The following is a 23,345-nucleotide window of genomic DNA, read 5'->3' as shown; positions in this document are numbered from 1 at the left end:
CGCGATCGCCCTTTGCGTTGTTATACATCAGTTTCATTTTAGAAGATCTGTGTGTCGATCAACAAGACATCTTCAGAAAGACGCCGCGCTCATGAACGCCACCGTCCCGACGCCAGTCTATCACGACAGCTACCACAATCTCTCCACCCTCTAAGCGGATTTTGATTGATCATGTGGTACGCTGTCATCGTGAACTTCGGAATACAGGGAGGAAACCAAGGTTGGACGTACACGGGCGCACGGGCCGATACGCGATCCGGCCTTTCGTCATTGCGATGGCCTTTATCGTGATCGGCATTTGCGTCGTGAAGGAATGGCAAGGACTGGGTCGACTCCATTTCCTCGGCTACGACTACGCCTTCTTCTACAACGCATTCTTGCACGTGCTGTCAGGACAGACGGACTGGCGCCATCTGTACGATCCGGCGGCGGAACGCGCGTTCTTGATGGCGCACGGTTACCCGATCGATCCGCATAATCATTACGTGTACCCGCCCCAGTTCGCGTGGATGTTCGCCTGGCTGGGTCTGTTCCCGTTCGGCGTGTCGCTCGCCTTGTGGCGAATGCTGTCGATTGCGGCGGGGATGTTCGGCGTCTACTGGACGATGAAGACGCTGTGGCCGCGAATCCAGCGAGGACACCTCTTCCTCGCCGTCGCGGCCACGTTGACGCTGACGCCCTTTCAACTGGACTTTGCCGTCGGCAACGTGAACACCATCCTGTTTGCGCTCCTCGCTCTCGCTTTTTACGCCATCTACCGATTGGACAGGCCGGCTCTGGGCGCCATCGCCTTGGCCGCCGCCGTGTTGATCAAGGTGACACCGCTCGCCATTTTGCTCGCCCTGGCCATCCAGGGGCGATGGAACGTGGTGGCGCGGTCGCTCCTGTTCCTGTCCGCGGGTCTCGCCTCGTCGTTTCTCTTCCTGGGCTGGGAAAGCACCGCGGCGTACGCCACGCACTTTCTTCAGTTTGGGCGACAGAGTATGGCGAATGGCCCAGCCCCGTACAACCAGTCGCTCCTTGGCGTGCTCGAACTCCTGTGGGACAAGGGGCAGCCCGGCTCGCCTCCTCTGTGGTTGAGCGTCCTGTTTGACATCTACGCTGTCGCCATGTTGTTCGTCATCGGAACCATGATGAGGCGTACACCATGGACGTCTGAATCCATCCGCATCGGCCTGAGCGCGCTTCTACCCGTGGCTGTCTCACCGCTTGTGGAACAGCCGCACATGGTGCTCACGCTGCCAGCGCTCATGGCGTCGCTCCATCTCATCCGGCGGCACCCTCGCACGTCGTCGCGCCGGACGTACGCGGCGCTACTCGCGACGGCATATGGCCTGCAGACGCTACCCGTCACGTTCCTGGTGAACCATGCGACGCGCCTCTTGCCTTCGTTGTACTGGATTCACATCCAGATGTTCGTTTCACTTGCGTCCCTTCTCGCCGTACTGCTGGCGATGGCCCGGGAGCGCCCATCGCAAACGTTTCGGAAAGCCGCAATCGGATGAGGCATGCGTCTTCCTGGCGCCTGATCGCGCCTGTGAACATCACGGCCGGGGATCCTCTCCCCGTCCGCCCGCCCCCGAGTGAAGTCGCGCTGCGAGCTCGCGCAACGCGAAGCGCTGGAACTTGCCCGTGCTCGTCATGGGAAAGCTCTCGATCATCTGCACCGCCTCCGGCCAGTGGGACTTGCTCACGCCGCGATCGCGCAAGAACGCCTGAATCTCCTCCAGCGTCAGCACGTCGCCCGAATGCTTCGGCACGATAAAGCATGCGGCGCGTGTTTTCCGGCTGCCGATAATAGCCGGGGATCATGTTCGCACCGCGCACCCAGAGTTCTCCTTCACAAGGAGGTTCGAGCCTCTGCCCGCGCTCATCCACCACCTGATCTTCGAGTCCGTCCAACCGCTTCCCGAAGGACACGCTTGTGACGTCGATCCCGTCCCCAGGGCGCGTGATGTGCGTGACGCCCCCCTCGGTGTAGCCATAGCAGGCAAAGATGTCGGCGCCGAGTTTGGTGCTGAGCGACTTCAAAATCTCCGCGGGACACGTCGCGCCCGCATAGACGATGCCACGGAGAGACGGAACCGACGAAGCGGTGAGGTCGTCCGCCCGAGCGAGATCGACGAGCATGGGCGTGGCCCCGAGTAGATAGGCGGGCTGTTCCCTCCGCATGACGGACACGGCGCGCTGGACATCCCAGTGGGACAAGAGTGCCACCGGCGCGCCGCGATACAGAGCGCCGAGGCACCCGATGCCGAGCCCCGTGAGATGCGCGATGGGCGTCACGATGAGCCACTTCGCCGCCGGTTCAAACCGCGCGGTCTCGTTCAGTTGCCGGATCCAGTACAGGTTGTTGGCGTGCAGGTGAAGCTCCGCCTTAGGCCGTCCCGTGGTGCCGGAGGTGAACATGATGAAAAAAGGATCGACAGCGACCGGGCGCGTGTCATTGAGCGAGTCACCTGTTTCCTCCGCGGCGAACTGCAACAGGTCGGCGTAGGAAACGGCGTCCTCATCGGGGGCTTGCGGCACGGCGACGAGCGCAAGCGCGCACCCAGCGTTCGCGGCGGCGCGGCGCATCGGCGCGAGGCAGTCCCGGTTGCGGAAGGTGGCCATCACGACGGCCACCTTCGGCTCTGTCAGCTGGAGGACGTAGGCGAGATCGTGCTCCGTGTACGGCATGTGGCAGAGGACGGCAATCGCGCCCGCTTTCGCCGTCCCCATGAGGGCCACCAGGAACTCGTGCGTGTTCGGCAATTGCAGCGCGACGCGATCGCCCGGGCACACCCCCATCGCTCGAAGACCGAGGGCGAACTGGTCCGACGCCTTCTCGAGCTCGCCGTACGTCGTGACGGTTCCGTCCTCGTCGATCACGGCCGGTGCATCAGGTTTTTGCGCTGCGTGCAGAGATAAAAGATCCAGGAACGTCTCCTCGGTCCAGCGGCCTGCGCGCAGGTGCTCCTCGATGTGTCGGCGCTTGAGCCACACGTCATCCCGCGACACGACCCGATGGACGCTTGCCTCCCATCTGTCGTTCATCGTGCACTCCCCCTTCGCCGCAGGGCCCTACGCCATCGTCAGGCCGCCCGACACGCTCAGCGTCTGTCCCGTGATGAATGCGGCATCGTCGGAGGCCAAGAAGGCCACGGCGCTCGCAATTTCCTCGGGTTCGGCGAGCCGTCGAAACGGTATGGCCCGCTCCAGCGCACTCGCAAGCTTGTCGTTCTGTCCGGCGATCTCCTGAAACAGAGGCGTCCTGGCCGGCCCCGGACACACCACGTTCACGTTGATGCGGTGTTTCGCCATTTCCCGCGCAATCGCCTTCGAAAACGCGATCACGCCGCCTTTCGCCGCGGCGTACACCGCCTCCCCCGTGGATCCCACCCGAGCCGCGTCGGAGCCGATGTTCACGACCTTGCCGTACGAGCGGGCCACCATGTGCGGCAACACCTCGTGACACGTGTACAGGACGCTTTTCAGATTGATGGCGAGGATCTTCTCCCATGTCTCCTCCTGACTGTCGAGGAAGAGTTCGATGCGGTCCCAGCCGGCGTTGTTCACCAGGATGTCGATCCGGCCAAACTGCTCCATCACCTTCCCGACCATCGCCTGGACCTCGTCTCGCCGCGTGACATCTGCGCGCACCGCCACCGCCTCCGCTCCCACCCCGCAGAGGCGCTCGCTCGTCTCGCAAGCGCCGTCCAGGTCGAGATCGACCACGGCCACACGAGCCCCCTCCGCCGCGAAGCGCTCGCAGATGGCCCGCCCGATTCCCCGCGCGCCTCCCGTCACGATGGCGACCCTATCTTCCAGCTTCATCCCATCCCCTCCCCTGGCGATCACGACCACCGATTACGGCGCCGGAACTTGCGAAAGTCCGGTTTCCGCTTTTCTTTGAACGCCTGAAGCCCTTCGAGCGCTTCGTCGGAGCGGTAGTACATCGCGAGGGATGCCATGGACAGGCGCGTGATGCCCTCGATATGCGCCGAGTCCGCGTTGAACGAATATTTGAGGAATTTGAGCGCCGTGGGGCTCTTGTCGAGGATCTTCTGGCACCAGATCTCGACCTCGTCCATCAACCGCTCGTGCGGAACCACCTTGTTGACGAGGCCCATCGCGAGCGCCTCCTCTGCCGTGTATTGCTCACACAAAAACCACAGCTCTCGCGCCTTCTTCTCGCCCACCACGCGCGCGAGGTAAGCGGTTCCATAGCCCGCGTCAAAGCTGCCCACCTTCGGCCCCACCTGGCCGAACTTGGCGCGATCCGACGCGATGCTCAAATCGCACAGGACGTGCAGCACGTGCCCCCCGCCAATCGCGTACCCGTTCACGGCCGCGATCACAGGTTTCGGGATGCTCCGGATGAGCCCGTGCAGCGTCTCAATCTCGAGCCCAATGCCCTCCTCCAGATCGCCCCCCGTACCCGTGTACCCTTCGCTGTCGCGATCCTTCTGATCGCCGCCCGTGCAAAAGGCGCGATCGCCCGCCCCCGTCAGGACCACGACCCCGACGGTCGGATCGTCCCACGCGTCCCGGAACGCGTCGATCATCTCGCGCACGGTGAGCGACCGAAACGCGTTCAAGACCTCCGGCCGATTGATGGTGACTTTCGCGATCCCGTCTCGCTTCTCGTAGAGAATATCCGTGTACGACACGCTACCGCCCCCTGCTCAGCACGGTTTGTACGCCTTACCCAGCCACTCTCGCGCAATGACGATCTTCTGCGTCTGCGCCGTCCCATCGCCGATCTCCAGGCCGATCACGTCGCGCAGCCGCTGCTCGAGCGGCAGGTCCTTCGTGTAACCGTAGTGGCCGTGAAGGAGGATGCACTCGTGGATGGCCTGCGCCGCGACCTGCGGGCCGAGCCACTTGCACATCGACGCCTCCTTCGTGTGGGGAAGGCCGCGATCGCGCAGCCAGAGCGCCCGATAGCTGAACCAGCGGATCATCTCGATCTGGGTGTGATACTCCACCAGCGGAAACGCGACGCCCTGAAACTGGGCGAGCGGGCGCCCGAACGCGCGCCTGCGCCTCACGTGATCCGCCGTCTCATCGAGCGACTGCATGGCAGCACCGAGGCACTGCAGGCAGATGAGCACGCGGCTCAGATCGAAGCCCCGCATCAGTTGGTAAAAGGCGCGATTTTCTTCGCCGATGCGGTGGTCAACGGGCACCTCCACGCGCTCGAAAAACACCGATCCGCGGCCAATGGCCACGTTGCCCAGGTCCTCGTAGCGATGTACCGACACGCCCGGCGCCTCCCTCGGGACCAGAAAGGCGCTCACGCCTCGCGCACCCGCGTCCATCTGCGTCTTCGCGAACACGACAAACGCATCCGCGACGGACGCCAGCGAGATGCCCGACTTCTCGCCCGTGAGGACGTATCGATCGCCATCCCGCTCCGCGCGCGCGGCGATTTGGGCGACGTCCGATCCGGCACCCGGCTCCGTGATGGCAATGGCGATGAGACGCTCGCCGGCGGCCATGGGGGCGAGCCACTCGCGCTTCACCACCTCCGACGCATGCGCTTCGAGGACCTCGGCCAAGAGCGCGTTCAGCACGACGGCATACGCGGCGTTGAAGTCCCCGCGGGCGATCTCTTCTGCAGCGATTCCGGTGGTCAAACAGTCCGCGCCACTGCCGCCGTAGCTCGGCGACACCCGAAGCCCCGTCAGCCCCAGCCGGCCCATGGCCCGCCACAAATCCCGCGGAAATGCACCGGTTCGGTCCCAATGAGCGTATTTCGGCGCCAGTTCGTGCCGCGCGAAGTCCCGCAGAACCTCGCGCCATTGCGCTTGCTCCTCGGAGAACGTAAAGTCCACCGCTTCACCCCCCGGCAACGGCAGCTTATGAGGACAGCGCGTTGCTGTGAAAACAAATGGCAATATCACACAGTCGGTTTCTTTCTCTAGATAGCTATGAATGGAGAACAAGGCACATGAGGATGACAGCGAGGGGCACGAGACATTTCACGGCAGGATTGCGTGAGGAACGTCGCGGATTTGGACAATTCGGGTCTGTAGAATGGTGACGATGTCATCTCGATACCGATGGCAGAAATCTCGAAAGGCACAGAACGATTGTTCGACAGGAAGAGGTGCGTCGACCAGATCGGGATCATGCGCTTTCAAATCGTGATGGACTCCTGTCATCAGCAAATCGTGGATGGACGCAAAAAACAAGCTGGGAACCGTTTGGCCAAGACGGCAATTACTCCCCTCGTTCGGTTTGAAGCACCCGCAGTTACCGAGTTCATGCTTGCAGACTCCAAATTTTTAGCTCTTCACGACGGGTTGCACCTGCGGCGTTCTTTGACTTTCGCCCAGGAGTTATAACTCTGTTGTTGCTGCTGAAGATAAAGAACCGTCGAAACCTTCTCTGCCAGCGAAGTGTTTCGACGGTTCTTATCCCTTATGTGGTGGGCCCAGGTGGACTATGATTAGAACTTCACTACACTTCAAGGAGCCACAGAGGCGCACGATTACAGGCATTTTACTCCTAGAGATTTCAGGAAACACCCCTAAACGGACAATCGAATTGTAACTCTCTTGTTACTCGACGTCTAAGGTCCTCGGGGCATCGCCATTTATGGAGTTGATAATACTCCGTCGATTTCAGTATACACATACTCCCATATTCCAAGGAGCAGCTTTGGTTCACCGCTCGCTTGTGCCAGGAACATCTGAAGTGGCTTGAGGGGCATCTGATAGGCCTGCTCGTCACGGGCCTTTACCATGTATAAAGTCCCCCGGGATCGCATATGATGCAATAGGTAAAGAAAATAATATCATTCTTTACACTACGCGAGATGCATTGTATTATTGACTCTGAACGAAGGGAGGCCAATTTCATGGTCGCGTCGGTTGCTAAAATTTCTCCCAAGGGGCAGATCACGCTTCCCGCGGAGATTCGCCGCGCGTTGAATCTGCGCGAGGGTGACCGCGTCGTGTTCCAGGTATCAAACGACGGCAAGGTTTTCATCTCCGGACTTCCGTCGTATGAACCGGAGACGGTTATCGGCATTCTTCGCACCGAACAAAATCTCGATGATTTTCAGGAAATCCGTCGTAAGGCTCGATTGCTTCGTTCTCAGCGTTACCTCCAAGTTGATCGAGCGGATGACGAGGATGATCAAAACTGATGGTGCGAAAATGGGTCGACACGAACATCATCATTCGCGCAGTCACAGGCCAGCCCCCTGATATGGCTCATCGTCTCCTTCCGATTCTCCACCAAGCCGCACAAGGCGACTTTGAGCTTGTCGTTCCCTCCATTGTCGTTGCAGAGGCTGTTTACGTGCTGGAGGGAACGTTAGGCTTTTCTCGAAAGGACGTTGCGAGAGCATTACGCGCCTTCTGTGGACTGAAGGGCGTAGAACTCGAAGAGTTCGAAGTTATCCTGACAGCCCTGTCTGATTACGAGGAAACCCATGTCGATTTCGCAGATGCCTATCTTGGTGCAAAAGTGAAACTTACGGGCGACGTTGTGTTGACTTGGAATTCCAAGGACTTTAGAAAAATCGGAGCTTCATATGAAGCTCCCTGACAGCCAAAAGGCCCGCAACCGCGCGGGCCTCATCTCTTACTCCTCGTCTTCAACTCCTCCAAGCACGTCCCGCAGACAGCTCGCTCGTGAAAGACCTTCTCGGCCTTCTCCCCGCAGAACACGCACTTGGGTTCGTACTTCGTAAGCACGATGCTATCGGCTTCGACGTAAATCTCCACAGGATCTTCTTTGGCAAGATGGAGGTCGCTGCGAATCCGATTCGGCACCACAAGCCGCCCCAACCTGTCGACTTTACGCACGTATCCTGTCGCAATCATTCGACTTTTCCTCCTCAGTACCGTCGTCTCATCATCACCCATCCTACACCTATCACGACAACAATGAGAAGCAATAGCGCAAACGGCAAATGCCGCGCTAACTGCCACCCGATGCCCCAGCCGAAGCCATGCACTACCGAGCGCCCGAACTCATGGAGCAGCGGATGATACGAATAGTGTGCGTAGGAATGATAGTGGTGGAACATGACTGCTCACCTCAGTTTGTCGCGGATCTCCTGCTTCAGCTCCTTGAGCCAATCGCTCTCCTCACCATTGTCCTCGAACAGCGCATTTGCCGTGTACGGCGGAATGTAAATGTCATCGGCCTCCAACAGCACGTACCGATCCTTCGGTGGCTTTTCGGTCTCGGGGCGCGGATAGAAGTCCGTGCACGAGCGCCCGATCGGCGCGTTCTCACCAGTGCGTTGGTAGTATGCCGTGCACAGACCGCCGCGCTCATCGCGCACGAAGTATCGGCAGCTCCCGCAGTGCCCCTGCGCCGCCTTTCGCAGCGCCGCGTCACCGCGCAGGACGAACACGTCCGCGCGCTCCATCACGGCGAGCGCTCCGTTTTTAACTAAGGACTGGATCAGCGTCCGGTCGTTGAAGATGTTCCACTCGACAGGATCCTCAGGATCCTCGTCGCTCCACTCCATCTCCTCGTATTCCTCCGCCTCATCGGGGGCTGCCCACGGCGGCGGTTGGGTATTGTCGAGAATCAACACTGGCCCGTACACGATCTTCGACCGGACACCCACCATTGTCATGTCGTGATGCAGCGGCTTGACGATCTCCAAGCGCATGAGGGCCTTCGTGATCTCGTCGTCCGTGTCGAAAAATGGATAGTCCATGACATAGGTCAGGATCCCCACAGGACAATGCGTCTCCGCGGCCTCGCGGTCGAGAAACTTTACCAGATACTCCTTCGTGGGAGCCTCGTCTTCCTTGAGTGGCGTCCAGAACTTGGCCCGCCAAGCGGTGTCAAAGGTGCCGTCCGTGATCCGTTGCATGAGGGCTTCCGTTTCAGGCCGTAACTGCTGTTCCATGCGCGTTCTCCTCCTTCAGACGCTCAATGTGCTGTTTGACTTTCCGTCGATAGGTTTGATTGACGATCCCATCGAGAATCAGCCGCGCGTACTCGTCACTCGGGGCGACCTCATACGGGAGTGGATGGGCTAGAAAATACGTTTCAGCCTCTTCCCACTCTCCGCCACAACGAACGAGCACAAGCAAGTGGCGATAGACATACGGCGCACCTTCGCGGCGGTCGAGGCGCTTGACCTCGCGATCCGGCACGTACCACAGCACGCCGTGAACCGTGTGCCCTCGCGCCGGAACGATGTTCGCCACACCGCCGTTTCGATGCGTCGAATGGCCGTTGAATGCCAATCGATGCCCGAACAGGATTGCGTCCTCACAAATCATGCGGGCGGTCGGACAAGTGCGACGGAAGTCGCGCACATTCATGCAACTTCCATAAGCAAAGTAGATCATCCGCACCGCCCTCCTTTTTCCTCGCATAGCAATGTCATCTTGATTTGAGTCGAGTATACTTCTATCATCCTCTACTGTCAACATGTGTTTGTTCTTGATAGAACGAAGGAACTTCGCCTCGCACCCATAGTCCCGTTGCGATACGACGCAGACGATCGCTCCCAAGCGTATCAAGGAACTGACGAAAACGCCCTTCGGACCCTTCCGCCAGCGCATCAGAGCGATCGCCACGGAAGAGTGCCGGAAGACGCTCAGCGCCTGGCATGTGTTTGCGCAGGTACGCCGCCTGCATCATCGTGGCGTTAGCTAACTGAATCTGACGCTGAATGATGATTGGATCCAAGGAGCCATTGGGATACCGGAATTCCACCGTGGGCACGTTATGCTCAACGAATTTGGCCGTGTTGATGATCTTGTAACGGTCCTCGTGCCAGCGGTAGCCAATCAACTTGCGTGAAGCCGAGAGCGCCGTATCATTGCGGCGCAACTGACGAAGGTCGCGCAGGTGAAGTGGTCCTGCATAACGTAATCCGCGGTGCATGGTGGCGTGGTGACGATCGCTCGCCGCCCCCATCTTGTAGTACTCGTTCCCAAACCAGTAGATGTAGCGGGCAAGCCGCTGCCATCTGTAGCCTCGGTCGTCGAGAATCGAGTGGCCCATATGGATGTGCAGCCCGGTATGCCTGTCCGTTGTGGCGCCCAAGCGCCGTGCGATGTCTGTGATTTTGCGGAGTGCTTCCCACGTCTCTGGTGTGTCACGAAGTGGTGGCGAGACGATCTCGCCGCCGCCTTCTAGGCTGCCGTCATGCTTGACGATCCACCCTGTGTACTCGTCCACTCGGGAGCTGTAAGACTGTTGGCTGCGTGTTGTAGAGAATCCATAAGCATAGAGTTCGCGCGCTAATGCGTCGCCATAAATGTTCTCCACTTCGAGCTCGATCCCGAAGGTCAAATCCGAACCATCAAGGACGTTTTCTGTCTCGTACTCACCAAGTCCCTCAAGCGTCCGAGCTTGTTCCCGAAAGGTTTGCCACTTTGCATCATCCTGACTCATGTACACGCCGTCATGGCGATGACGTTCATGCCAAACATAGAGTGCACGGTCACGCTCGTTGTCCCAAGCGACCTCGGCGTCCGTGATGTGCGTGAGGACCGTAGGAGCAACCGAAACGCGGTTCGCGGTCTCCAACGGCGCCTCTGCGGCCGACTGCGCACGCATCGCCTCCGCGACACGCTGGCGCTCGGCCTCGGACTGTTCGGCCATGCGGCGTTCTGCGGCGAAGCGGTTGTAGCCCTCCATATGCCGGCAGACGCGGTGTCGGTGCTGGCAATCCGGACAGGAGCACGCAACGGCGACCGCGCCCGTTCGATCGGTGGTCAACACATACTCGCGCCCCGATTCGGAGTGCACCTGGACCGCCGCGTCGGCAAACTGATGGAATTCGAGAACTTCTTCCTGCTGTCGGGTGCGCGAAAACTGATCGGCGATCATGCCACTGTACGTTGGCACGGTATACTGCCTGCGAATGCGTGCAAGGAAGCGCGCCTTGGCGTTGGCGATCGCCATCTCGTTCACACCGACCATCTCGTCGCGACGCCGCGCCCAGGACTGCCGAATGCGTTCGGCGGTCTGTGCGGAGATGGCGGCGATGAACTCGGCCACGTGCTTGGCGCAGACAGGGCCAGTGCCGCGCGCGACAGAGCGCGGGTTGGTCAACTGCTTGGAGCAAACGGCGCAGGTGGTCATAAAAAAATCCCCTCCTTCAGATCAAGGAGGGGTGGAAGGCAAAGCGGCCGCTGCCGTCTTGCTTCTGAAGCATTCGCTCAAACCCATGAGTATCAGCGAGGTGTATTCGATTTCAATCGCTCATAGAACTCTCGGAGCCTCATTCTTTCTTCTTCCACCCGCTTTTCAATTTCCTCTGTGATATCTCGGACTTCCAAAACGACACGATCACCGACATGCACTGTGCGGACCTCGGCTGCTGAAAAAGGGATGATCCAATGATTCGACATGTGCATGCTCCCTCCTGAGTACGTCCCGGTTCACCCAAAGCGCTCGACAAACGTCGCCCAATCCATCGTCCCCACGTGGACGACTTCCCGGTGGAGAAGGCGCATCAACTTTGGGATGCGGCTCACGCGCCAGTTGTGGACATTGAACAGCCAGAGAAAAATCAGCCCCATCTGGTCACGCCAGAACTGCACAGGCTCCTCGTGCTGCTGAAATCCGTCCCGCGCATACTCAATCCAGAGACTATACCCGCGCACCTCGCGGATGTCCGTTCGCCCGCTCTGCGCCAGTTTTCGATACGCTCGCAGGCGCTCTCGCAGAAACTTGTCCTTGTCCATCCAATACCACGGCCACCAAGAAAACGGCGTGTGGTGCAGCACCGCCACGCCGTTTTTCACGGTGACCGTATAATGTCGTGTGAGCCGTTCGGATTTGCCCCCTCTTGGCTTACATTGTTGGAAGGATTCCTCCATGTTCGGACTCGCCATCATACCTCGATCACTTCTCCAGTTCGCCAGATCACCCAAGTGCATGTGAGCATGATCAGAAGAACCACCCAAAAACCAATGTGTGCAAGCGGCGTCATATATCTTTGCACGCGAGGATAGGCAAGTCCGAACATGGACACAACGATTCCTGCGTAGATGAGGCCGTTTCTACGACCTGCGAGTGTTTTAGCCCGAAGTTTCCGACGTTTGTCCTCATCTCGTTCAATTTGTTCTCGATACTTGAGCCATAGTTCAGCCAAATCGGCATGATACTTGGTAGCTTCCTCTGTCGCTTTGGCGAGTTGTACAATCTCCTCAATCTCCCACCTCGACGCTGCGAGCATGAGCGCTTGTTCTGGCGTGACTCGAAGTCCGCGCCAAGTCTTCGCGAGCATGTCAAATTCCGTTTTCAGGCGCTTATCCCGCGCAATACGTGCCACGTCCTCAAACGCCGCTTCCAAACGATTTGTCGCGCGTAACGTGGTGATGGCAATCGGCATGGCTTCGCGGAGGATTGCGTCGAAGAGCGCGCGTCTTTGCTTCCGATACCGACGCCGTATCCACCCGACCGCCACCGCGACGGACGCCGCGAGGCTCACGAGGATGCCAAACACCACTGATTTTTCCGCGAACGACAAGACAATCGCTCCAACGGCAAAACCTATGACGGTCCCCGCAATGAGGATTCCTGGGCGAACGCCGCCTTCACGCATCTCATAGGTCAATCGTTCGAGGGCGGGTATTGGGCGTCGCACTGGGCGATAACGTTCACGGATGGAAGCCATCCACAACGATTCTTGATGCGCCTTGCGTAGGTCGGCCTCCATGAAGAAACACAGGAGCGAAAGCCCGATCAACACGCCGATCAGTTGCCAAATCACGTTGGCCCCTCCCGATCTCAGAGATAAACGTATCGGATCTCTGGGTTGGCTTGAACCGGCAGTCCCGAAATCGTGTAACCCTGGACATCGGCCTCGTGCACCATGGCCTCAGTGATGCCATGGAAGCGCCATGTATCTGTCTTTGGCTCCCATTCTGCAATCACAATGTAGGGGATGCGGCGTTCCTGCGGTTCGAACGGCAGGATCTCCGAGATCTCGACCACACGTTTTCCGCCCTTCTCCGGCACCGACATCATGCCGATCATGTGCCGGACGCCCATGGTGATGAGATCGCCAACCATCGTGGTCGTCGGTCTGGAGTCGTGGCTTGACAATAGCGCGGCGAGCCTTCGGAGTGCTGCCGCCGTGTCTGGCCAACCGCGAACATGAAACGTGCTTGCGGTCTGGTAGGTTACGGTCGATGCTGCCTGAAAGAACTGCCATGTTACGGGCGACGTCCGAATTTCCCCGATGTACACGTTGTCGAACTGCATGCGCAGGGTGTTGACGACTTGTTGGTCCATACGGACTGCGCCTTTTCCCTCCGCATTGGGCGCACGTTCGTACAGTCGCGCCGCACGCGGGCAAAGCGGTTGGAGTTCCGGCATTTCCTCAATGATGCAAGACATGCGTTCGGGTGGGACCAAGCCTAACAGTGCCGCCATGAGCGTCGATTTGGATGAGCCCGTGCCGCCGACAACAAGAAATGGACGTGCAAGCCGTTGCATCCATTCGAAGAACAGCAGGATGTTGTCATCCAACGTATGGAGATCGCGTAATTCCTCCAACGTGAAATTCCGCAATGGCTTGCGGATGGTGACGATCAGGCAATCTCGTTCAAGTCTTCTCCCGTCCTCATCCTCGGGCAGCGTCCATCCTGCTGGGCCGCCAACTACGTGCATGCGGTATCCATCTGGCAAGATGGCATCACAAGAAGGTTGTGAGAGGTCAAAGTGATAATTCGTGCCTGACAACTTCTTTTGAACGAACGCATACAGTTCGTCGTTCGTCATGCGCCCCTCGGTGGACTCGTAACGCTTGCCAGCTTTGATGTAGAACGTTCCGAAATCTCCGTAGATCTGGATGTCCGAAACGAGGGGATCATCGATGAGACGCTGGATTTTACCATACGAATACATGTCGTTCAGGACAGTTGTGATGACGTATTCGCGAAAGGCGTGGGGAATTCTGATTTCGCCTGCCAAACGTCCAAGATATGCGTAGGCCGACCGACGAGGCGGCAAATCGCGCCACCATTCGTTTCGCCGACGAATTTCCGCCATCAGTCGTTCGATATGGGGTTGCGCTTCTTGAGCAAGTCGCTCAACGGAAGGTCTGTCATCCAATGTAATCTCCATTTCACGTTGTGCACGTTCGATTTCCACGATGTTGTTGTTCATGGAGTTGTTCCACCTCCAAACCAATCCACCGCCCCTCCTTACGAAGGGCGGTCGCACGGCGTCAATGTTGGTTCATCTTCGGCATCGTTACTTTGGGAGGAGATGAAGGCGCGACAGTTGCGTTCGGCACAGAAGCAGTTCCTGTCGAAGGATTCGGCAAGAATACCACACGCGCCGAGCCGGATAAGATAGATTGTGCTATCCGGTCATACTCGCTTGTGGGGACGAAGAGATAAAGCGTCTTACTGGCGCTATTGTTGTTGATGTTGAGCGGCGAGTTGCTTTGCTGCTGGGGTGCCGATACGGCCAACACATGCACCGGATAGAGTTCGGGCGTCGCATTTTGTCCTGAAGGGTTGATCGCCAGTGCAATGTCCTGCCCTGGCTGTACTGCGTTGGCGAGCGCTGAATTGGCCGCATAATCCACCAGTACGCCATGGACATGATGGGCTTGCGCATATTGCGTGACCAGGGCTTGCAAATCATCGGCCGTGGCCACCATGTTCATCGTGAGGGGCTCGCCCGGCACCGCAGACACCGACAAATAGCGCCCGGCAAGCGACTGCTCGTTCGTGATAGCTCCCATCTGTCGCGCAAACATTCTTGGCACTTGTTCCGTCCCAAGCTCTGAAGGGTTGACCGGGGTATCCGCCGGGATATAGGTCTTTGCCGTGATGACAGGCACCGTGTCTGTCGTCAGTTTGTATCCCACGGCAAACAGCCCGCCTGCAATGACCGCCAATCCAACACCCGTTAAGAGAAACGCACTTCGCTTCATGGTTTCACCCCTCATTTGGACTTCGTTGACGTATCAAGAACGCTCACCGCGCGCAGAATGCGTTGAATCTCCGCGTTCGTCTTGCGTGAACCCATCGGCGCCAATCCCTGTTGAACACGCTTGTACATCCCATCATCTTCACGTACGACGCCGACCACGCGATAGCCGATTTCCCGTTCCAGGAAAGCGACGATGTCCGCGGCGCGTCGAGGCCGTTCCCGAACGCGGTTCAAAATCAAGTACGCAGGACGCTCACCTTGTTGCAAAAACGGTCGCAAGTCCGTCCACGTGGTTCGATCGGGCGTCGTGACGCCCAAGACGACGTCCGCTTCCTGCAGTGCCACCACAGTCGAGATCAGTTGGCTGGCATGGGTATCGAGCACCACGTAGTCCGCGTACTGCCCAGTAAGATGGATTAAGCGCTCTGCGCCGTCGCGGCTCAGCCCCAACGGGCGCTCACCTTTCGGAATGAGCCACCATCCGCCCGCTGTACGCATCATGTTCTGCTCAAGCTCCGGATCTGTGAGCGCATCTGGCAAGGTCTCAAATCGATCCGCGGTCACCGTGCGGTCTGTCCGAAAGAGTCCGGCCAGATTTCCATTGGGATCAAGCTCCGCCAAGACCACGCGTCTGCCCTTGACCATCAGTGCACTGGCCATGAGCGCCGAGAGCGTCGTCTTTCCCACGCCGCCTTTCACGCCGGTCACACAGATGACCTTGGCACGTCTAGGCGCGATGCTGAGATGTTCAAATGGTTTTGTCTCACGAAAATCGGTGTACGACGATTTCCGCGGTCGACTCACGAGAGATTCCAGTGTCACCCTGCCCTGGTCCTCGTCTGCTTTGCGTTCCCAATGCCGTACGTAGTCCGGTGCCGGAGGATACGGCACGACGTCGTCATAACCCGCTTGGCACAGCTCCGCATATCGTTCACGAGTGATCGTGTCGATGGTGCAGTAAAGAACCGATAGTCCCAATTGTTCTTTCACTCGACGCACGGTCGCTTCGTTCCATGTGTCGAGAAACAAGGCAAGCGTGAACGACCGGGTATGGCCCGGCATAGCATCCTCATTGGAGACCACATGAACCGCGATGCCCTGACGTTCCAAATAGCGTTTCAGTCGCTCGCCGCGCACCGGATCATGGTCAAATACCAGCCACATGCTGTATCGCCTCCCACAGTTGCTCGAACTTTGCCCTCCATACCGGATCGCGACGAGTCAACGGCTCGCCGACCAACGGAGATGTCGCCTGACGCATGTCCCACGGCACGACGATGGTTGGCTGGAACGCTGGCGGAAATAGCCACGGAACCCCTGCCTCCTCATACCCGACGAGCACAAACAAGATGGGACGTAAGCTTTGCTGTTTGGCCCCGAGCGCAGTTTCGATGCGTGCAAGGTCAGGGGTTACACCGTAGATCACAATGTCCGGCGTCACTTCTGCTTCCTCATGGTCGATGCAAACCCATTCGGGTTCAGGATGCATTCGTTTGACGTCAGCCCATCGTTCGACCACGAGCATACGCCGATTCCATACGCGATAGGGCGATCGAGGGTCTGCGTAAATCACACAGTGCGGCACGACTCCGGCCAAGTTCCATGCCAAGAAACTTTTCGCAAATCCTGCGAAACCCACGCTCCTCATGCTGCGCCTCCCTCCATCGGGACCGGTCGCCCGTAGAAGAACCCCTGTCCGTACGTCACACCCAACTTCTTGAGCCACATATCCTGTTCATGGGTTTCAACTCTTTCAACCACAAGCTCCGCCTCGAGCTGCGCCGCAGCGTCCATGATCAAGGGGAGAAAGAACTCCATTCCGCTCGACAGGCGAACTTTCACAAAATCCGGTCGCAACGTTGTCCACCGCAGTAATCCATTGAAGCCATTACCAAAATCATCTAAAGCGATCCGCAATCCATGTTCTCGGTAGGGTGCCAAATACGAAGCGACCGCCTCGATGTCGAGGCGGCTGCGTTCGGTGATTTCAAGGACAAGTCCCGTCAAATCATCGTCCGGGGCAAAAGGTAAATGTTGTGTTGCCAAAAGCTCCGCCGTGACGTTGACGAACACCCTGGTTTGCTGGGTTCGCGCCAGATGCAGAGCTGTGTCGACAATGTACCGATCCAGATCGACCAACAAGCCCGCATCGGCCATGAGTCCCAAGGTATCTTTCGGATGCGCCAACAGGATCTCATGGCCGTAGGTCGACCGATCCATCAAACGTACAATGGGCTGTTTACGCAAAGACACGGCCATCACCTCCCGCTCCCGGCGCGCGTCAACCCATAAAGGCGATAGCCTTCCGCATTGGCCATTTGGGGATTGGGCACCACGACGACCCGTGGAAACATCCGTTGCAGCGTCGTTTGGACGATTCGGTACCCGCCACCTGCGACAAACACGGTGTGTACGCGCTTCAAAGCCTCCGCGCCTAGGTGCTCTTGGATTCGTCGAACGATAAGTCCGCCCATCCGCTCGATGTGCCGCGACCGCTCCGGCTCGACCGACACAGTGTGCCCGCCATAGAACACTTCACCGCGCGCGTACAATTCGTCATACAGGCCGTCGGACAAAGGCGGTGTCTCGCCGGTCCGCTGCCGAAACACGCTTGCCAACGCCACATACAGGTCATGGACGCCCACGTCCACAGAGTCTGACAAGCGGTTCATGAGGCGCAACTCCGGCTGCGTCTCAAACGTGACAAACCCCGTCGTTCGCGTCCCCACATCCACCAAGAGTAGGTATCCACCGTGTTCCGTCCATGCCGGGTTACGCAGTTCCAACGTCGCCGGATCCAAGAGACTTGCAATCATCGCCCCCATCGCTTGAGGAATGACCCGCACGCTTCGCGCTTCCACTTCCACGATTCGGCCTTGAATTGTGACACGTCCGCGCAGCGACAGGAGCCGCTCTCGAAGCGCTGCCCGTTGTGCCTCGTAATGTGCAAGCGGTAATCCCGTCACGACATCCAGCGGTTCGCCGTCCCTTGCGAAAAGCGCCAATGCCGTGAGCCACAACGCCTCGGTGTCCGTATCCTCAAACTTCTTCGTTGCAAGGTTCCAAGCCGCTTGGCTTTCTTGGCGAGCCAACTCACCCACAAAGACGCGGCGGCTTCCAAAAGGCGTCTCGATGTGGACGTCGTATTCCGGCACGCCAAACAGGTCGGACAAGAGAAGTTCATGCGCCTCACCCACAAGCGCCGGAAACCGATTCGAACGTTCGCCATTCGTCGCCTTGACCCATCCATAGCCGAGATCCACGCCGATGACCATGAGCGCACCTCCTCTGACTTTGCGCAGCTTGTAGGGCAATCATGCCTTGCGCAGGAATCCAAACCACCGCCGCCTCTCTCGCGTTGCAGACCATCCCAGCACTTCGTCCCAAAATGGCCGCATGGCCTGAACGATCCGTTTGCCATTCACGCCTCCGCGTTTGTCAATCGTCGGATCGAACGGCACCACCGAGCGGATCGAAAACGGCAACAGATAGTGTTGCATCGCGCGCTCATCGGCCCGAACCCTTTTGGCTTTGTTCAGGATGGGTGCCACCTCATGGTTCGACAACCCCGCAAACACAAGCTTGTCTGCATGCTCCTGGATCCGAGCGAGTTGATCGACCGCAGGCACCACCACGAAAAGCACTTGCGTCGTATAGGGCAGTACCGCTTGATGGATCGGTGTCCATCCTTGTGGCATGTCCAACAGAACGACGTCCATCTCTTCAAGACACAGATTCAAGAGATACTCCGCATCTGTCGGATCTTGCAAGACGACTTCCGGGCTTTGCGGCGATGGGAAGATGTGCACACTGGACTCATGAACCAGACAGATCCCGTCTCGAACGGCTTCTTCCACCGAACGACCTCGCCATCCCCGGACATCTGGAGCATCTGCGAACCCAAACTTTTGTGCGATGTCACCGTTCATGTCGAGGTCAATCACCGCCACACGTTTGCCACGCAACGCGGCATAATATGCCGTGTGCGCACCGAGCGTCGAGCGCCCCGCACCCCCTTTGGGACTGTCCAGCATGATGACAGGCACAGTTCGCCGACGAACCCCAGGCGTCACGGTGTGTCGAAATCCTTCAACTGCGTTCAGGGTTACGGTTGCATACGGCGGCTTAGCCTCCTGGATCGGCGGCAACGACGAAGGTGTGGCGGACGGCGCAACTTCGACGTTCTCCATCGTAGCGACGGGCTGCGGGTTTTCGCTCGTCCGTTGGCTGCGCATCTGCTCCGTCCACCGCATCACCGCCGACAGGTCAAATGGTAAGGTGAATTCGAAAATCGGAATCTGGGGTAGCCGTTCGCGAATGGCGGTGGTTACGCCTAATCGCGCATCGATCAGGATCCCTTCCACATCCCCTATGGCCGCGTATCGTCGTAATTCGGACATGGTGGTGAAAAGACGCAGGTCTAAAATCCCTTCACACTGTGCCAGGATCTCTTCGGATGAGCTCGCACAAAGAAGCGCCAGCACGTGTCCACCTCCCTTCATTCATCCAGCACGAAGCCGACCACCTCGGCTTCGTGCTCGCGAGAGGCTCTCTGTTCATCGGGAAACGCCTCCTGCGACCCTTCTTGATTTGCCACTTGAAGATCGACCTCAAGCCGAATGTCGTGTACATCCTCGTCCATGGCGAGCCATAGTTCCCAGAGCGCCGATGCGAAGGAAGCGTGTTGAGCTGCCACCGGCACCCCTGTCGTCATGGCTTCATAAGCTGCCGCGCCAAAATCAGGGACGATGAGATGGGCTGCCGATTCGACCTCCAAGCCCATCGGCACACGGTTGATGACGAGCCAATAGTTGTCGTCGCGCATGATGGGGAGCGCCTTGGCGGGATCGCAGTCCTGCACCAGAATCACGGCATCCGTGTCTACGACGACGTTCGTGTCCGATGTATCGATGACCCAGACCTCGCCGCCTTCTGTCTCCGTCGTGCCAAAGACGATGTCGCGATAAGGTGGTGACACCCAGGTTGCGAGTGGACTTGCACTGGAAGCGCTGAGGAGCTTCGCCTTCACACCGCGAGACACAAGGACGTGAAACAGGTTCCAAGCCATAAACGTCCCGCCCGCTTGGCGGCTTGACACGATTTGCAGCCGAAATGGCACTGGCTTGCATCGCACAGGGGGAGATTCGAAATCGCGCAGTAGAAACGCCAGAACTTGCGAGGCGGTGAGCCGATCCTGCATCGGCACGGCGAGAATGCGTTCCTCGGGGATACCCAGTTGCCGAGCCTTCTTTACGATTCGCTGCGTGCCCGCAACCAATTTCACGGGCACCTGCGCTTGCAGCGCAGCTTTCGCGGCAGCAATCTGCGTGACCAATGCCCATTCCGCCCCCTGTGGTGCTTCCACCCATTCCACCTGCGGGAGCATGGCGCGAATCCATGCTTCCGCGTGGTGGTCTCCAAGCGACAAATACCCGCGCATCAGTTCACACGCCCCTTCAAAGCCCCGGATGGCCGAAAGCGCACCGTGGCCTTTTCGGGAACGTCGATCATCTCGCCGGTCTGAGGATTCCGTTGCCGACGCGCGGAGCGCATCACGTACTGGAATTTCCCAAGGGGCGGTAAGGACACTTCTTCACCCGCTTGCAATCGTTCCGTCGTCACCTCGCAGAACGTATTGAGCACTTGTAACACCTGAGACTTGGGTAAGCCCACCCTTGCCTGAACTTCCGCCACCAGTTCACCCTTGTTCACGAGCTCTCGCTCCTTTTCAAGAAGATCTCTCATTCGTTCGAGACCTGTAAGGCAACACAAAAAAAGCCGCCCGTAGGCGGCAAAGCATATGGGGATCGGACCAGATCGTCTCTTAGTTTTGTGCGAATTGAATCAATGAAATGTATCCATAGCTCCCTGAATCGTAGAGATCCCACGTACCCGGTGTGAGTGGCACAGGAATCATATAGGTGTAGGGCGTCGTATTTCCAAATCCACCAGACGCATTCCCGTAACAGAAATTCGGACAACTGTTATCATTCGTAGCCATCGTCGGCGTAACTTGAATGATTTGCCCCGTCGATAGATTGCGCAGATACACATAGGTCCACGATGGTGCATTCCAAATGTCTAAGTACAGCGTCCACGTGTTGTTTGCTGTGGGTGGAATTGTGAAATAGAAGTCTTGCGTAGGTGTAGGCAACGGAGCCCCGCTGTACACGGTGATGGTCTGCGGTGCCGTTACAGAGATCGTTTGAGTCACCGTCACACCGTCAGCCATCACGATGACCTGCACCGAACCCGCCTGCTGCGGTGCCGTGTATGGGATGGAGAAGTCTCCATTGCCATCCGTTGTGACGAAATGCTCGCTTGCGTTGTTCACATACGCTGTGCCTCCAAGTGTTCCTGCGGACACAGCGACATTCACCACTTGATTCGCCAAAGGCTGGCCATTGAAAGACACATGACCCGTGATGTTGGTCTGTGCACCCGGCGCAAGCGATATCGGGTTGATTGTGACCGTTGGCATCGAAGCCGACGTGGGATACGTCACGTTCGTGCTTTGAGAGGTCCCAGTTTGCGGATTCACCACTTGGATGGTCAGTTGATCGCCAGGTCGGAAGACCCAGCTTCCATTCCCATCCGTCCAATTGGTCTGATCGGAGAGGCCATAGCCCGCAAACCCTGATACGACAATCCCCGTGTTCGTCCAAGATTGGACTTGTGGCTGAACCGCATCCCCAGGATGCCCCGCTCGCCATCCTTGCGTCGGATCATCGATCATCAACATCCCCGGTGTAACTTGAGAGGTATTCCCAAACCCATATCCGGTGATCGTCAAGGACGGCGGCCAAGTCGATGTGTTCCATCCCACAGTTAACATTGGATACCAGGTTACATGGATCGCTGTTGACTGAGCAAGCGTTCCGGACGTGCTATTGGCGTTTCCAACAAAGGCCACATACGTGTGTGTGCTCGGTGTCGACTGCGAAACGTTTGCCGTCAAGGTGGTTCCATTCGTCACCGGTCCAGCCACCCACTGACCCGTGGTTTCATCTAAGATGTCGAGTGCATACGGTGCCACGTCCTGGTTTACTGTGGCCGTCAGCGTGACATCTTGACCGATGCTTACATCGGAAGCGCTGGCTTGGAGCGACACCGACAATGCAGGACGAACTTGCACCGAAGTGGATGCACTCTGACCAAGGCAGGTAGCTGTGATCGTATAAGTCCCAGCAGCCGACGGCGTAAACGTTGCCGTGAAATTTCCGTTATTGTCCGTTGTAACTTGTGATGGTGACACACTGCCCCCGTTTGCGGAAACGGATACGAGAAGGCCAGGTACGCCCGATCCGTTCGACATGACTTGCCCACTGATCGTGACAGGCTGCCCAGGGAACACATTCGTATTTGAAGCTTGCAAATCCATTTGAAACGCATTCCAAGTGACTTGCACAGGTGATGAGGCGCCGACAGGTGAGTTGCCATTACTTCCAATGTAGGCGACATATTGATGAGCGCCCGGACTTGTCTGTGAAACGGTTGCGGTCGCCTGAGTACCGCTCGTCACCGCCTGTCCGACCCATTGTCCAGAAGTCACATCGTAGATGGCCAATTCATATCCGCTGACGTCCTCGCTCGCCGTGGCGGTCAACGTCACACTTTGCCCAACCTGCGCCTGTTGTGTACTGGCAGACAGCGACACTTGCATGCCCACAATGCCCGTCTGTTGCACGGAGCCGTTGCCGTTTTGCACACTCACGGTGTACGCCGGGATGTGCTGACCCCACAGCTCCTCGGCCATGCTATCTGCCGCAACCGCCTGTCGATTGCCGCCATGGGCGTACAACACCCATAGACCCGTGGCACCCGCGCTTGCAAGCAATACCCCTGATAGAATGAGGATGATTCGCGGTACCATGTGGTCCGGTCCCGCTTTGCGCCAACGCCACCCTTTCATGAGCCTGCCTCCTTTCTGTTATGGCCGTAAAACAGCCAGAAAGAGGAGAACGGTCAACGCCAAGCCGAGAAAGAAATAGACGCCGAGAGGCGCCAAGCGTCGTTCTTCGCTCTGCACTTGGGGACCCGCGAGAACAGGCCAGAGTGGGCGCGATGCCAGAGCCGCTACGAGTGCGAGAAGCACGGGTACCAAGGCCAACGGCCCAAGCCCCATCCCCATCACCCCGACCATCTCGGCATCCCCGAGCGCGTGGTCACGATCCACCATCCACCATAGTGCACCGAGGCTTACACCGCAGAGGAGCATGGAAATCATCAGCCACCAAGAGGCATGGAAGACCGCACCATCGATCACGAGCATCCCAATGGTGAAAACCACGAGGCTCGTCTCACTCACCCGGCGGTAAAGGATGTCGGTCACAGCGCATACCGCCAAGATGCAGAGCACGGCGGCGGTGTTGAATTCTAGCAAGACGAATTCAGTTCGCAATCGAGCATCACTCCAGCCAAGATCGAATCCGGCAGGAGACCATGATTCTCCAGCACATGTATCGTTTTTC

The 23,345-nt window shown here is 58.2% G+C and carries 26 protein-coding genes and 1 pseudogene; 4 read left to right on the top strand and 23 right to left on the bottom strand.

The window, feature by feature from the left end:
- Positions 1–221 precede the first annotated feature (221 nt).
- Positions 222–1,505 carry a glycosyltransferase family 87 protein gene (locus tag AACI_RS05995; protein ID WP_012810584.1) on the top strand — a complete coding sequence of 428 codons (1,284 nt, stop codon included), beginning with the start codon at positions 222–224 and terminating at the stop codon, positions 1,503–1,505.
- A gap of 301 nt (positions 1,506–1,806) precedes the next feature.
- Here AACI_RS05995 and AACI_RS16925 read toward each other — a convergent pair.
- From AACI_RS16925 to AACI_RS17275, 5 genes and pseudogenes are all read right to left on the bottom strand, one after another.
- A pseudogene (locus AACI_RS16925) lies at positions 1,807–3,036 on the bottom strand (AMP-binding protein); the annotation flags it as partial.
- A 27-nt stretch (positions 3,037–3,063) separates the two neighbouring features.
- Positions 3,064–3,816, bottom strand: a complete 753-nt coding sequence (locus AACI_RS05990) for an SDR family NAD(P)-dependent oxidoreductase (protein ID WP_012810583.1) — start codon at positions 3,814–3,816, stop codon at positions 3,064–3,066.
- Between the two features lie 20 nt (positions 3,817–3,836).
- Positions 3,837–4,652, bottom strand: a complete 816-nt coding sequence (gene menB, locus AACI_RS05985; protein WP_012810582.1) for a 1,4-dihydroxy-2-naphthoyl-CoA synthase — start codon at positions 4,650–4,652, stop codon at positions 3,837–3,839.
- Between the two features lie 15 nt (positions 4,653–4,667).
- Positions 4,668–5,819 carry an acyl-CoA dehydrogenase family protein gene (locus tag AACI_RS05980; RefSeq protein ID WP_012810581.1) on the bottom strand — a complete coding sequence of 384 codons (1,152 nt, stop codon included), beginning with the start codon at positions 5,817–5,819 and terminating at the stop codon, positions 4,668–4,670.
- A gap of 147 nt (positions 5,820–5,966) precedes the next feature.
- Positions 5,967–6,149 carry a hypothetical protein gene (locus tag AACI_RS17275; protein WP_394295655.1) on the bottom strand — a complete coding sequence of 61 codons (183 nt, stop codon included), beginning with the start codon at positions 6,147–6,149 and terminating at the stop codon, positions 5,967–5,969.
- 698 nt (positions 6,150–6,847) lie between these two features.
- On the opposite strand from AACI_RS17275, the gene AACI_RS05970 reads away from it, so the two are divergent.
- On the top strand, positions 6,848–7,138 hold the full coding sequence (locus AACI_RS05970; protein WP_012810579.1) for an AbrB/MazE/SpoVT family DNA-binding domain-containing protein: 291 nt from the start codon (positions 6,848–6,850) through the stop codon (positions 7,136–7,138).
- Positions 7,138–7,542: a PIN domain-containing protein gene (locus AACI_RS05965; protein WP_012810578.1), complete on the top strand. Its 405-nt coding sequence runs from the start codon at positions 7,138–7,140 to the stop codon at positions 7,540–7,542. The genes AACI_RS05970 and AACI_RS05965 overlap by 1 nt, the downstream gene beginning before the upstream one ends.
- Positions 7,543–7,571: 29 nt before the next feature.
- Here AACI_RS05965 and AACI_RS05960 read toward each other — a convergent pair whose 3' ends face one another.
- The 18 genes from AACI_RS05960 to AACI_RS05880 all read right to left on the bottom strand — a co-directional run bounded on the left by AACI_RS05960 (position 7,572) and on the right by AACI_RS05880 (position 23,101).
- A complete protein-coding gene (locus tag AACI_RS05960; RefSeq protein WP_012810577.1) occupies positions 7,572–7,820 on the bottom strand; it encodes an AbrB/MazE/SpoVT family DNA-binding domain-containing protein in 249 nt (82 codons plus the stop codon).
- 212 nt (positions 7,821–8,032) lie between these two features.
- Complete coding sequence (locus tag AACI_RS05950; protein WP_012810575.1) at positions 8,033–8,866, bottom strand: hypothetical protein; 834 nt, start codon at positions 8,864–8,866, stop codon at positions 8,033–8,035.
- Positions 8,844–9,314, bottom strand: coding sequence for a gamma-glutamylcyclotransferase family protein (locus AACI_RS05945; protein WP_012810574.1), 471 nt, complete (start codon positions 9,312–9,314; stop codon positions 8,844–8,846). Before AACI_RS05945 ends, AACI_RS05950 begins: the two co-directional genes overlap by 23 nt.
- A 64-nt stretch (positions 9,315–9,378) precedes the next feature.
- Complete coding sequence (locus tag AACI_RS05940) at positions 9,379–11,061, bottom strand: amidoligase family protein (protein WP_012810573.1); 1,683 nt, start codon at positions 11,059–11,061, stop codon at positions 9,379–9,381.
- Positions 11,062–11,153: 92 nt separating this feature from the next.
- Positions 11,154–11,330 carry a hypothetical protein gene (locus AACI_RS16550; RefSeq protein ID WP_012810572.1) on the bottom strand — a complete coding sequence of 59 codons (177 nt, stop codon included), beginning with the start codon at positions 11,328–11,330 and terminating at the stop codon, positions 11,154–11,156.
- Between the two features lie 30 nt (positions 11,331–11,360).
- Positions 11,361–11,726, bottom strand: a complete 366-nt coding sequence (locus tag AACI_RS05935) for a hypothetical protein (RefSeq protein WP_245530733.1) — start codon at positions 11,724–11,726, stop codon at positions 11,361–11,363.
- An 89-nt stretch (positions 11,727–11,815) separates the two neighbouring features.
- A complete protein-coding gene (locus AACI_RS05930) occupies positions 11,816–12,697 on the bottom strand; it encodes a type II secretion system F family protein (RefSeq protein WP_012810570.1) in 882 nt (293 codons plus the stop codon).
- Between the two features lie 17 nt (positions 12,698–12,714).
- A complete protein-coding gene (locus AACI_RS05925) occupies positions 12,715–14,097 on the bottom strand; it encodes an ATPase, T2SS/T4P/T4SS family (protein ID WP_012810569.1) in 1,383 nt (460 codons plus the stop codon).
- A 61-nt stretch (positions 14,098–14,158) separates the two neighbouring features.
- A complete protein-coding gene (locus AACI_RS05920; protein WP_012810568.1) occupies positions 14,159–14,875 on the bottom strand; it encodes an SAF domain-containing protein in 717 nt (238 codons plus the stop codon).
- A gap of 11 nt (positions 14,876–14,886) precedes the next feature.
- Positions 14,887–16,038 (bottom strand): ParA family protein, encoded by a 1,152-nt coding sequence (locus tag AACI_RS05915; RefSeq protein WP_041707371.1) that lies wholly within the window; start codon positions 16,036–16,038, stop codon positions 14,887–14,889.
- Positions 16,022–16,399, bottom strand: coding sequence for a hypothetical protein (locus tag AACI_RS05910; protein ID WP_245530732.1), 378 nt, complete (start codon positions 16,397–16,399; stop codon positions 16,022–16,024). Before AACI_RS05910 ends, AACI_RS05915 begins: the two co-directional genes overlap by 17 nt.
- A gap of 119 nt (positions 16,400–16,518) precedes the next feature.
- Positions 16,519–17,133: an EAL domain-containing protein gene (locus AACI_RS05905; protein WP_245530731.1), complete on the bottom strand. Its 615-nt coding sequence runs from the start codon at positions 17,131–17,133 to the stop codon at positions 16,519–16,521.
- Positions 17,133–18,149: a ParM/StbA family protein gene (locus AACI_RS05900; RefSeq protein WP_012810564.1), complete on the bottom strand. Its 1,017-nt coding sequence runs from the start codon at positions 18,147–18,149 to the stop codon at positions 17,133–17,135. Before AACI_RS05900 ends, AACI_RS05905 begins: the two co-directional genes overlap by 1 nt.
- A gap of 39 nt (positions 18,150–18,188) precedes the next feature.
- Positions 18,189–19,358, bottom strand: coding sequence for an AAA family ATPase (locus tag AACI_RS05895; protein ID WP_012810563.1), 1,170 nt, complete (start codon positions 19,356–19,358; stop codon positions 18,189–18,191).
- Positions 19,359–19,372: 14 nt separating this feature from the next.
- Positions 19,373–20,314, bottom strand: a complete 942-nt coding sequence (locus tag AACI_RS05890; RefSeq protein ID WP_012810562.1) for a hypothetical protein — start codon at positions 20,312–20,314, stop codon at positions 19,373–19,375.
- Complete coding sequence (locus tag AACI_RS05885; protein ID WP_245530730.1) at positions 20,314–20,619, bottom strand: HU family DNA-binding protein; 306 nt, start codon at positions 20,617–20,619, stop codon at positions 20,314–20,316. The genes AACI_RS05890 and AACI_RS05885 overlap by 1 nt, the downstream gene beginning before the upstream one ends.
- 79 nt (positions 20,620–20,698) lie before the next feature.
- A complete protein-coding gene (locus AACI_RS16320) occupies positions 20,699–22,786 on the bottom strand; it encodes a carboxypeptidase regulatory-like domain-containing protein (RefSeq protein WP_012810560.1) in 2,088 nt (695 codons plus the stop codon).
- Positions 22,787–22,804: 18 nt separating this feature from the next.
- Complete coding sequence (locus AACI_RS05880) at positions 22,805–23,101, bottom strand: hypothetical protein (protein ID WP_245530729.1); 297 nt, start codon at positions 23,099–23,101, stop codon at positions 22,805–22,807.
- 15 nt (positions 23,102–23,116) lie between these two features.
- Here AACI_RS05880 and AACI_RS16915 point away from each other — a divergent pair, with 15 nt between their 5' ends.
- Complete coding sequence (locus AACI_RS16915; RefSeq protein ID WP_245530728.1) at positions 23,117–23,254, top strand: hypothetical protein; 138 nt, start codon at positions 23,117–23,119, stop codon at positions 23,252–23,254.
- Positions 23,255–23,345: the final 91 nt, after the last annotated feature.

It is taken from the genome of Alicyclobacillus acidocaldarius subsp. acidocaldarius DSM 446, from assembly GCF_000024285.1.
Lineage (GTDB): Bacteria > Bacillota > Bacilli > Alicyclobacillales > Alicyclobacillaceae > Alicyclobacillus > Alicyclobacillus acidocaldarius.
This window is presented reverse-complemented; position numbering and strand designations above follow the sequence as displayed.

Coding starts and splice junctions, on each gene's coding strand:
- AACI_RS05965 (WP_012810578.1), top strand. CDS start 7,138: ATGGTGCGAAAATGGGTCGACACGAACATCATCATTCGCGCAGTCACA.
- AACI_RS05900 (WP_012810564.1), bottom strand. CDS start 18,149: ATGGTCATCGGCGTGGATCTCGGCTATGGATGGGTCAAGGCGACGAAT.
- AACI_RS05960 (WP_012810577.1), bottom strand. CDS start 7,820: ATGATTGCGACAGGATACGTGCGTAAAGTCGACAGGTTGGGGCGGCTT.
- AACI_RS05950 (WP_012810575.1), bottom strand. CDS start 8,866: ATGGAACAGCAGTTACGGCCTGAAACGGAAGCCCTCATGCAACGGATC.
- AACI_RS05990 (WP_012810583.1), bottom strand. CDS start 3,816: ATGAAGCTGGAAGATAGGGTCGCCATCGTGACGGGAGGCGCGCGGGGA.
- AACI_RS05970 (WP_012810579.1), top strand. CDS start 6,848: ATGGTCGCGTCGGTTGCTAAAATTTCTCCCAAGGGGCAGATCACGCTT.
- AACI_RS05915 (WP_041707371.1), bottom strand. CDS start 16,038: ATGTGGCTGGTATTTGACCATGATCCGGTGCGCGGCGAGCGACTGAAA.
- AACI_RS05910 (WP_245530732.1), bottom strand. CDS start 16,399: ATGCTCGTGGTCGAACGATGGGCTGACGTCAAACGAATGCATCCTGAA.
- AACI_RS05880 (WP_245530729.1), bottom strand. CDS start 23,101: ATGATTTCCATGCTCCTCTGCGGTGTAAGCCTCGGTGCACTATGGTGG.
- AACI_RS16915 (WP_245530728.1), top strand. CDS start 23,117: ATGGAAGACCGCACCATCGATCACGAGCATCCCAATGGTGAAAACCAC.
- AACI_RS05945 (WP_012810574.1), bottom strand. CDS start 9,314: ATGATCTACTTTGCTTATGGAAGTTGCATGAATGTGCGCGACTTCCGT.
- AACI_RS05890 (WP_012810562.1), bottom strand. CDS start 20,314: ATGCGCGGGTATTTGTCGCTTGGAGACCACCACGCGGAAGCATGGATT.
- AACI_RS05905 (WP_245530731.1), bottom strand. CDS start 17,133: ATGGCCGTGTCTTTGCGTAAACAGCCCATTGTACGTTTGATGGATCGG.
- AACI_RS16550 (WP_012810572.1), bottom strand. CDS start 11,330: ATGTCGAATCATTGGATCATCCCTTTTTCAGCAGCCGAGGTCCGCACA.
- AACI_RS16320 (WP_012810560.1), bottom strand. CDS start 22,786: ATGAAAGGGTGGCGTTGGCGCAAAGCGGGACCGGACCACATGGTACCG.
- AACI_RS05940 (WP_012810573.1), bottom strand. CDS start 11,061: ATGACCACCTGCGCCGTTTGCTCCAAGCAGTTGACCAACCCGCGCTCT.
- AACI_RS05925 (WP_012810569.1), bottom strand. CDS start 14,097: ATGAACAACAACATCGTGGAAATCGAACGTGCACAACGTGAAATGGAG.
- AACI_RS05885 (WP_245530730.1), bottom strand. CDS start 20,619: ATGAGAGATCTTCTTGAAAAGGAGCGAGAGCTCGTGAACAAGGGTGAA.
- AACI_RS17275 (WP_394295655.1), bottom strand. CDS start 6,149: ATGACAGGAGTCCATCACGATTTGAAAGCGCATGATCCCGATCTGGTC.
- AACI_RS05920 (WP_012810568.1), bottom strand. CDS start 14,875: ATGAAGCGAAGTGCGTTTCTCTTAACGGGTGTTGGATTGGCGGTCATT.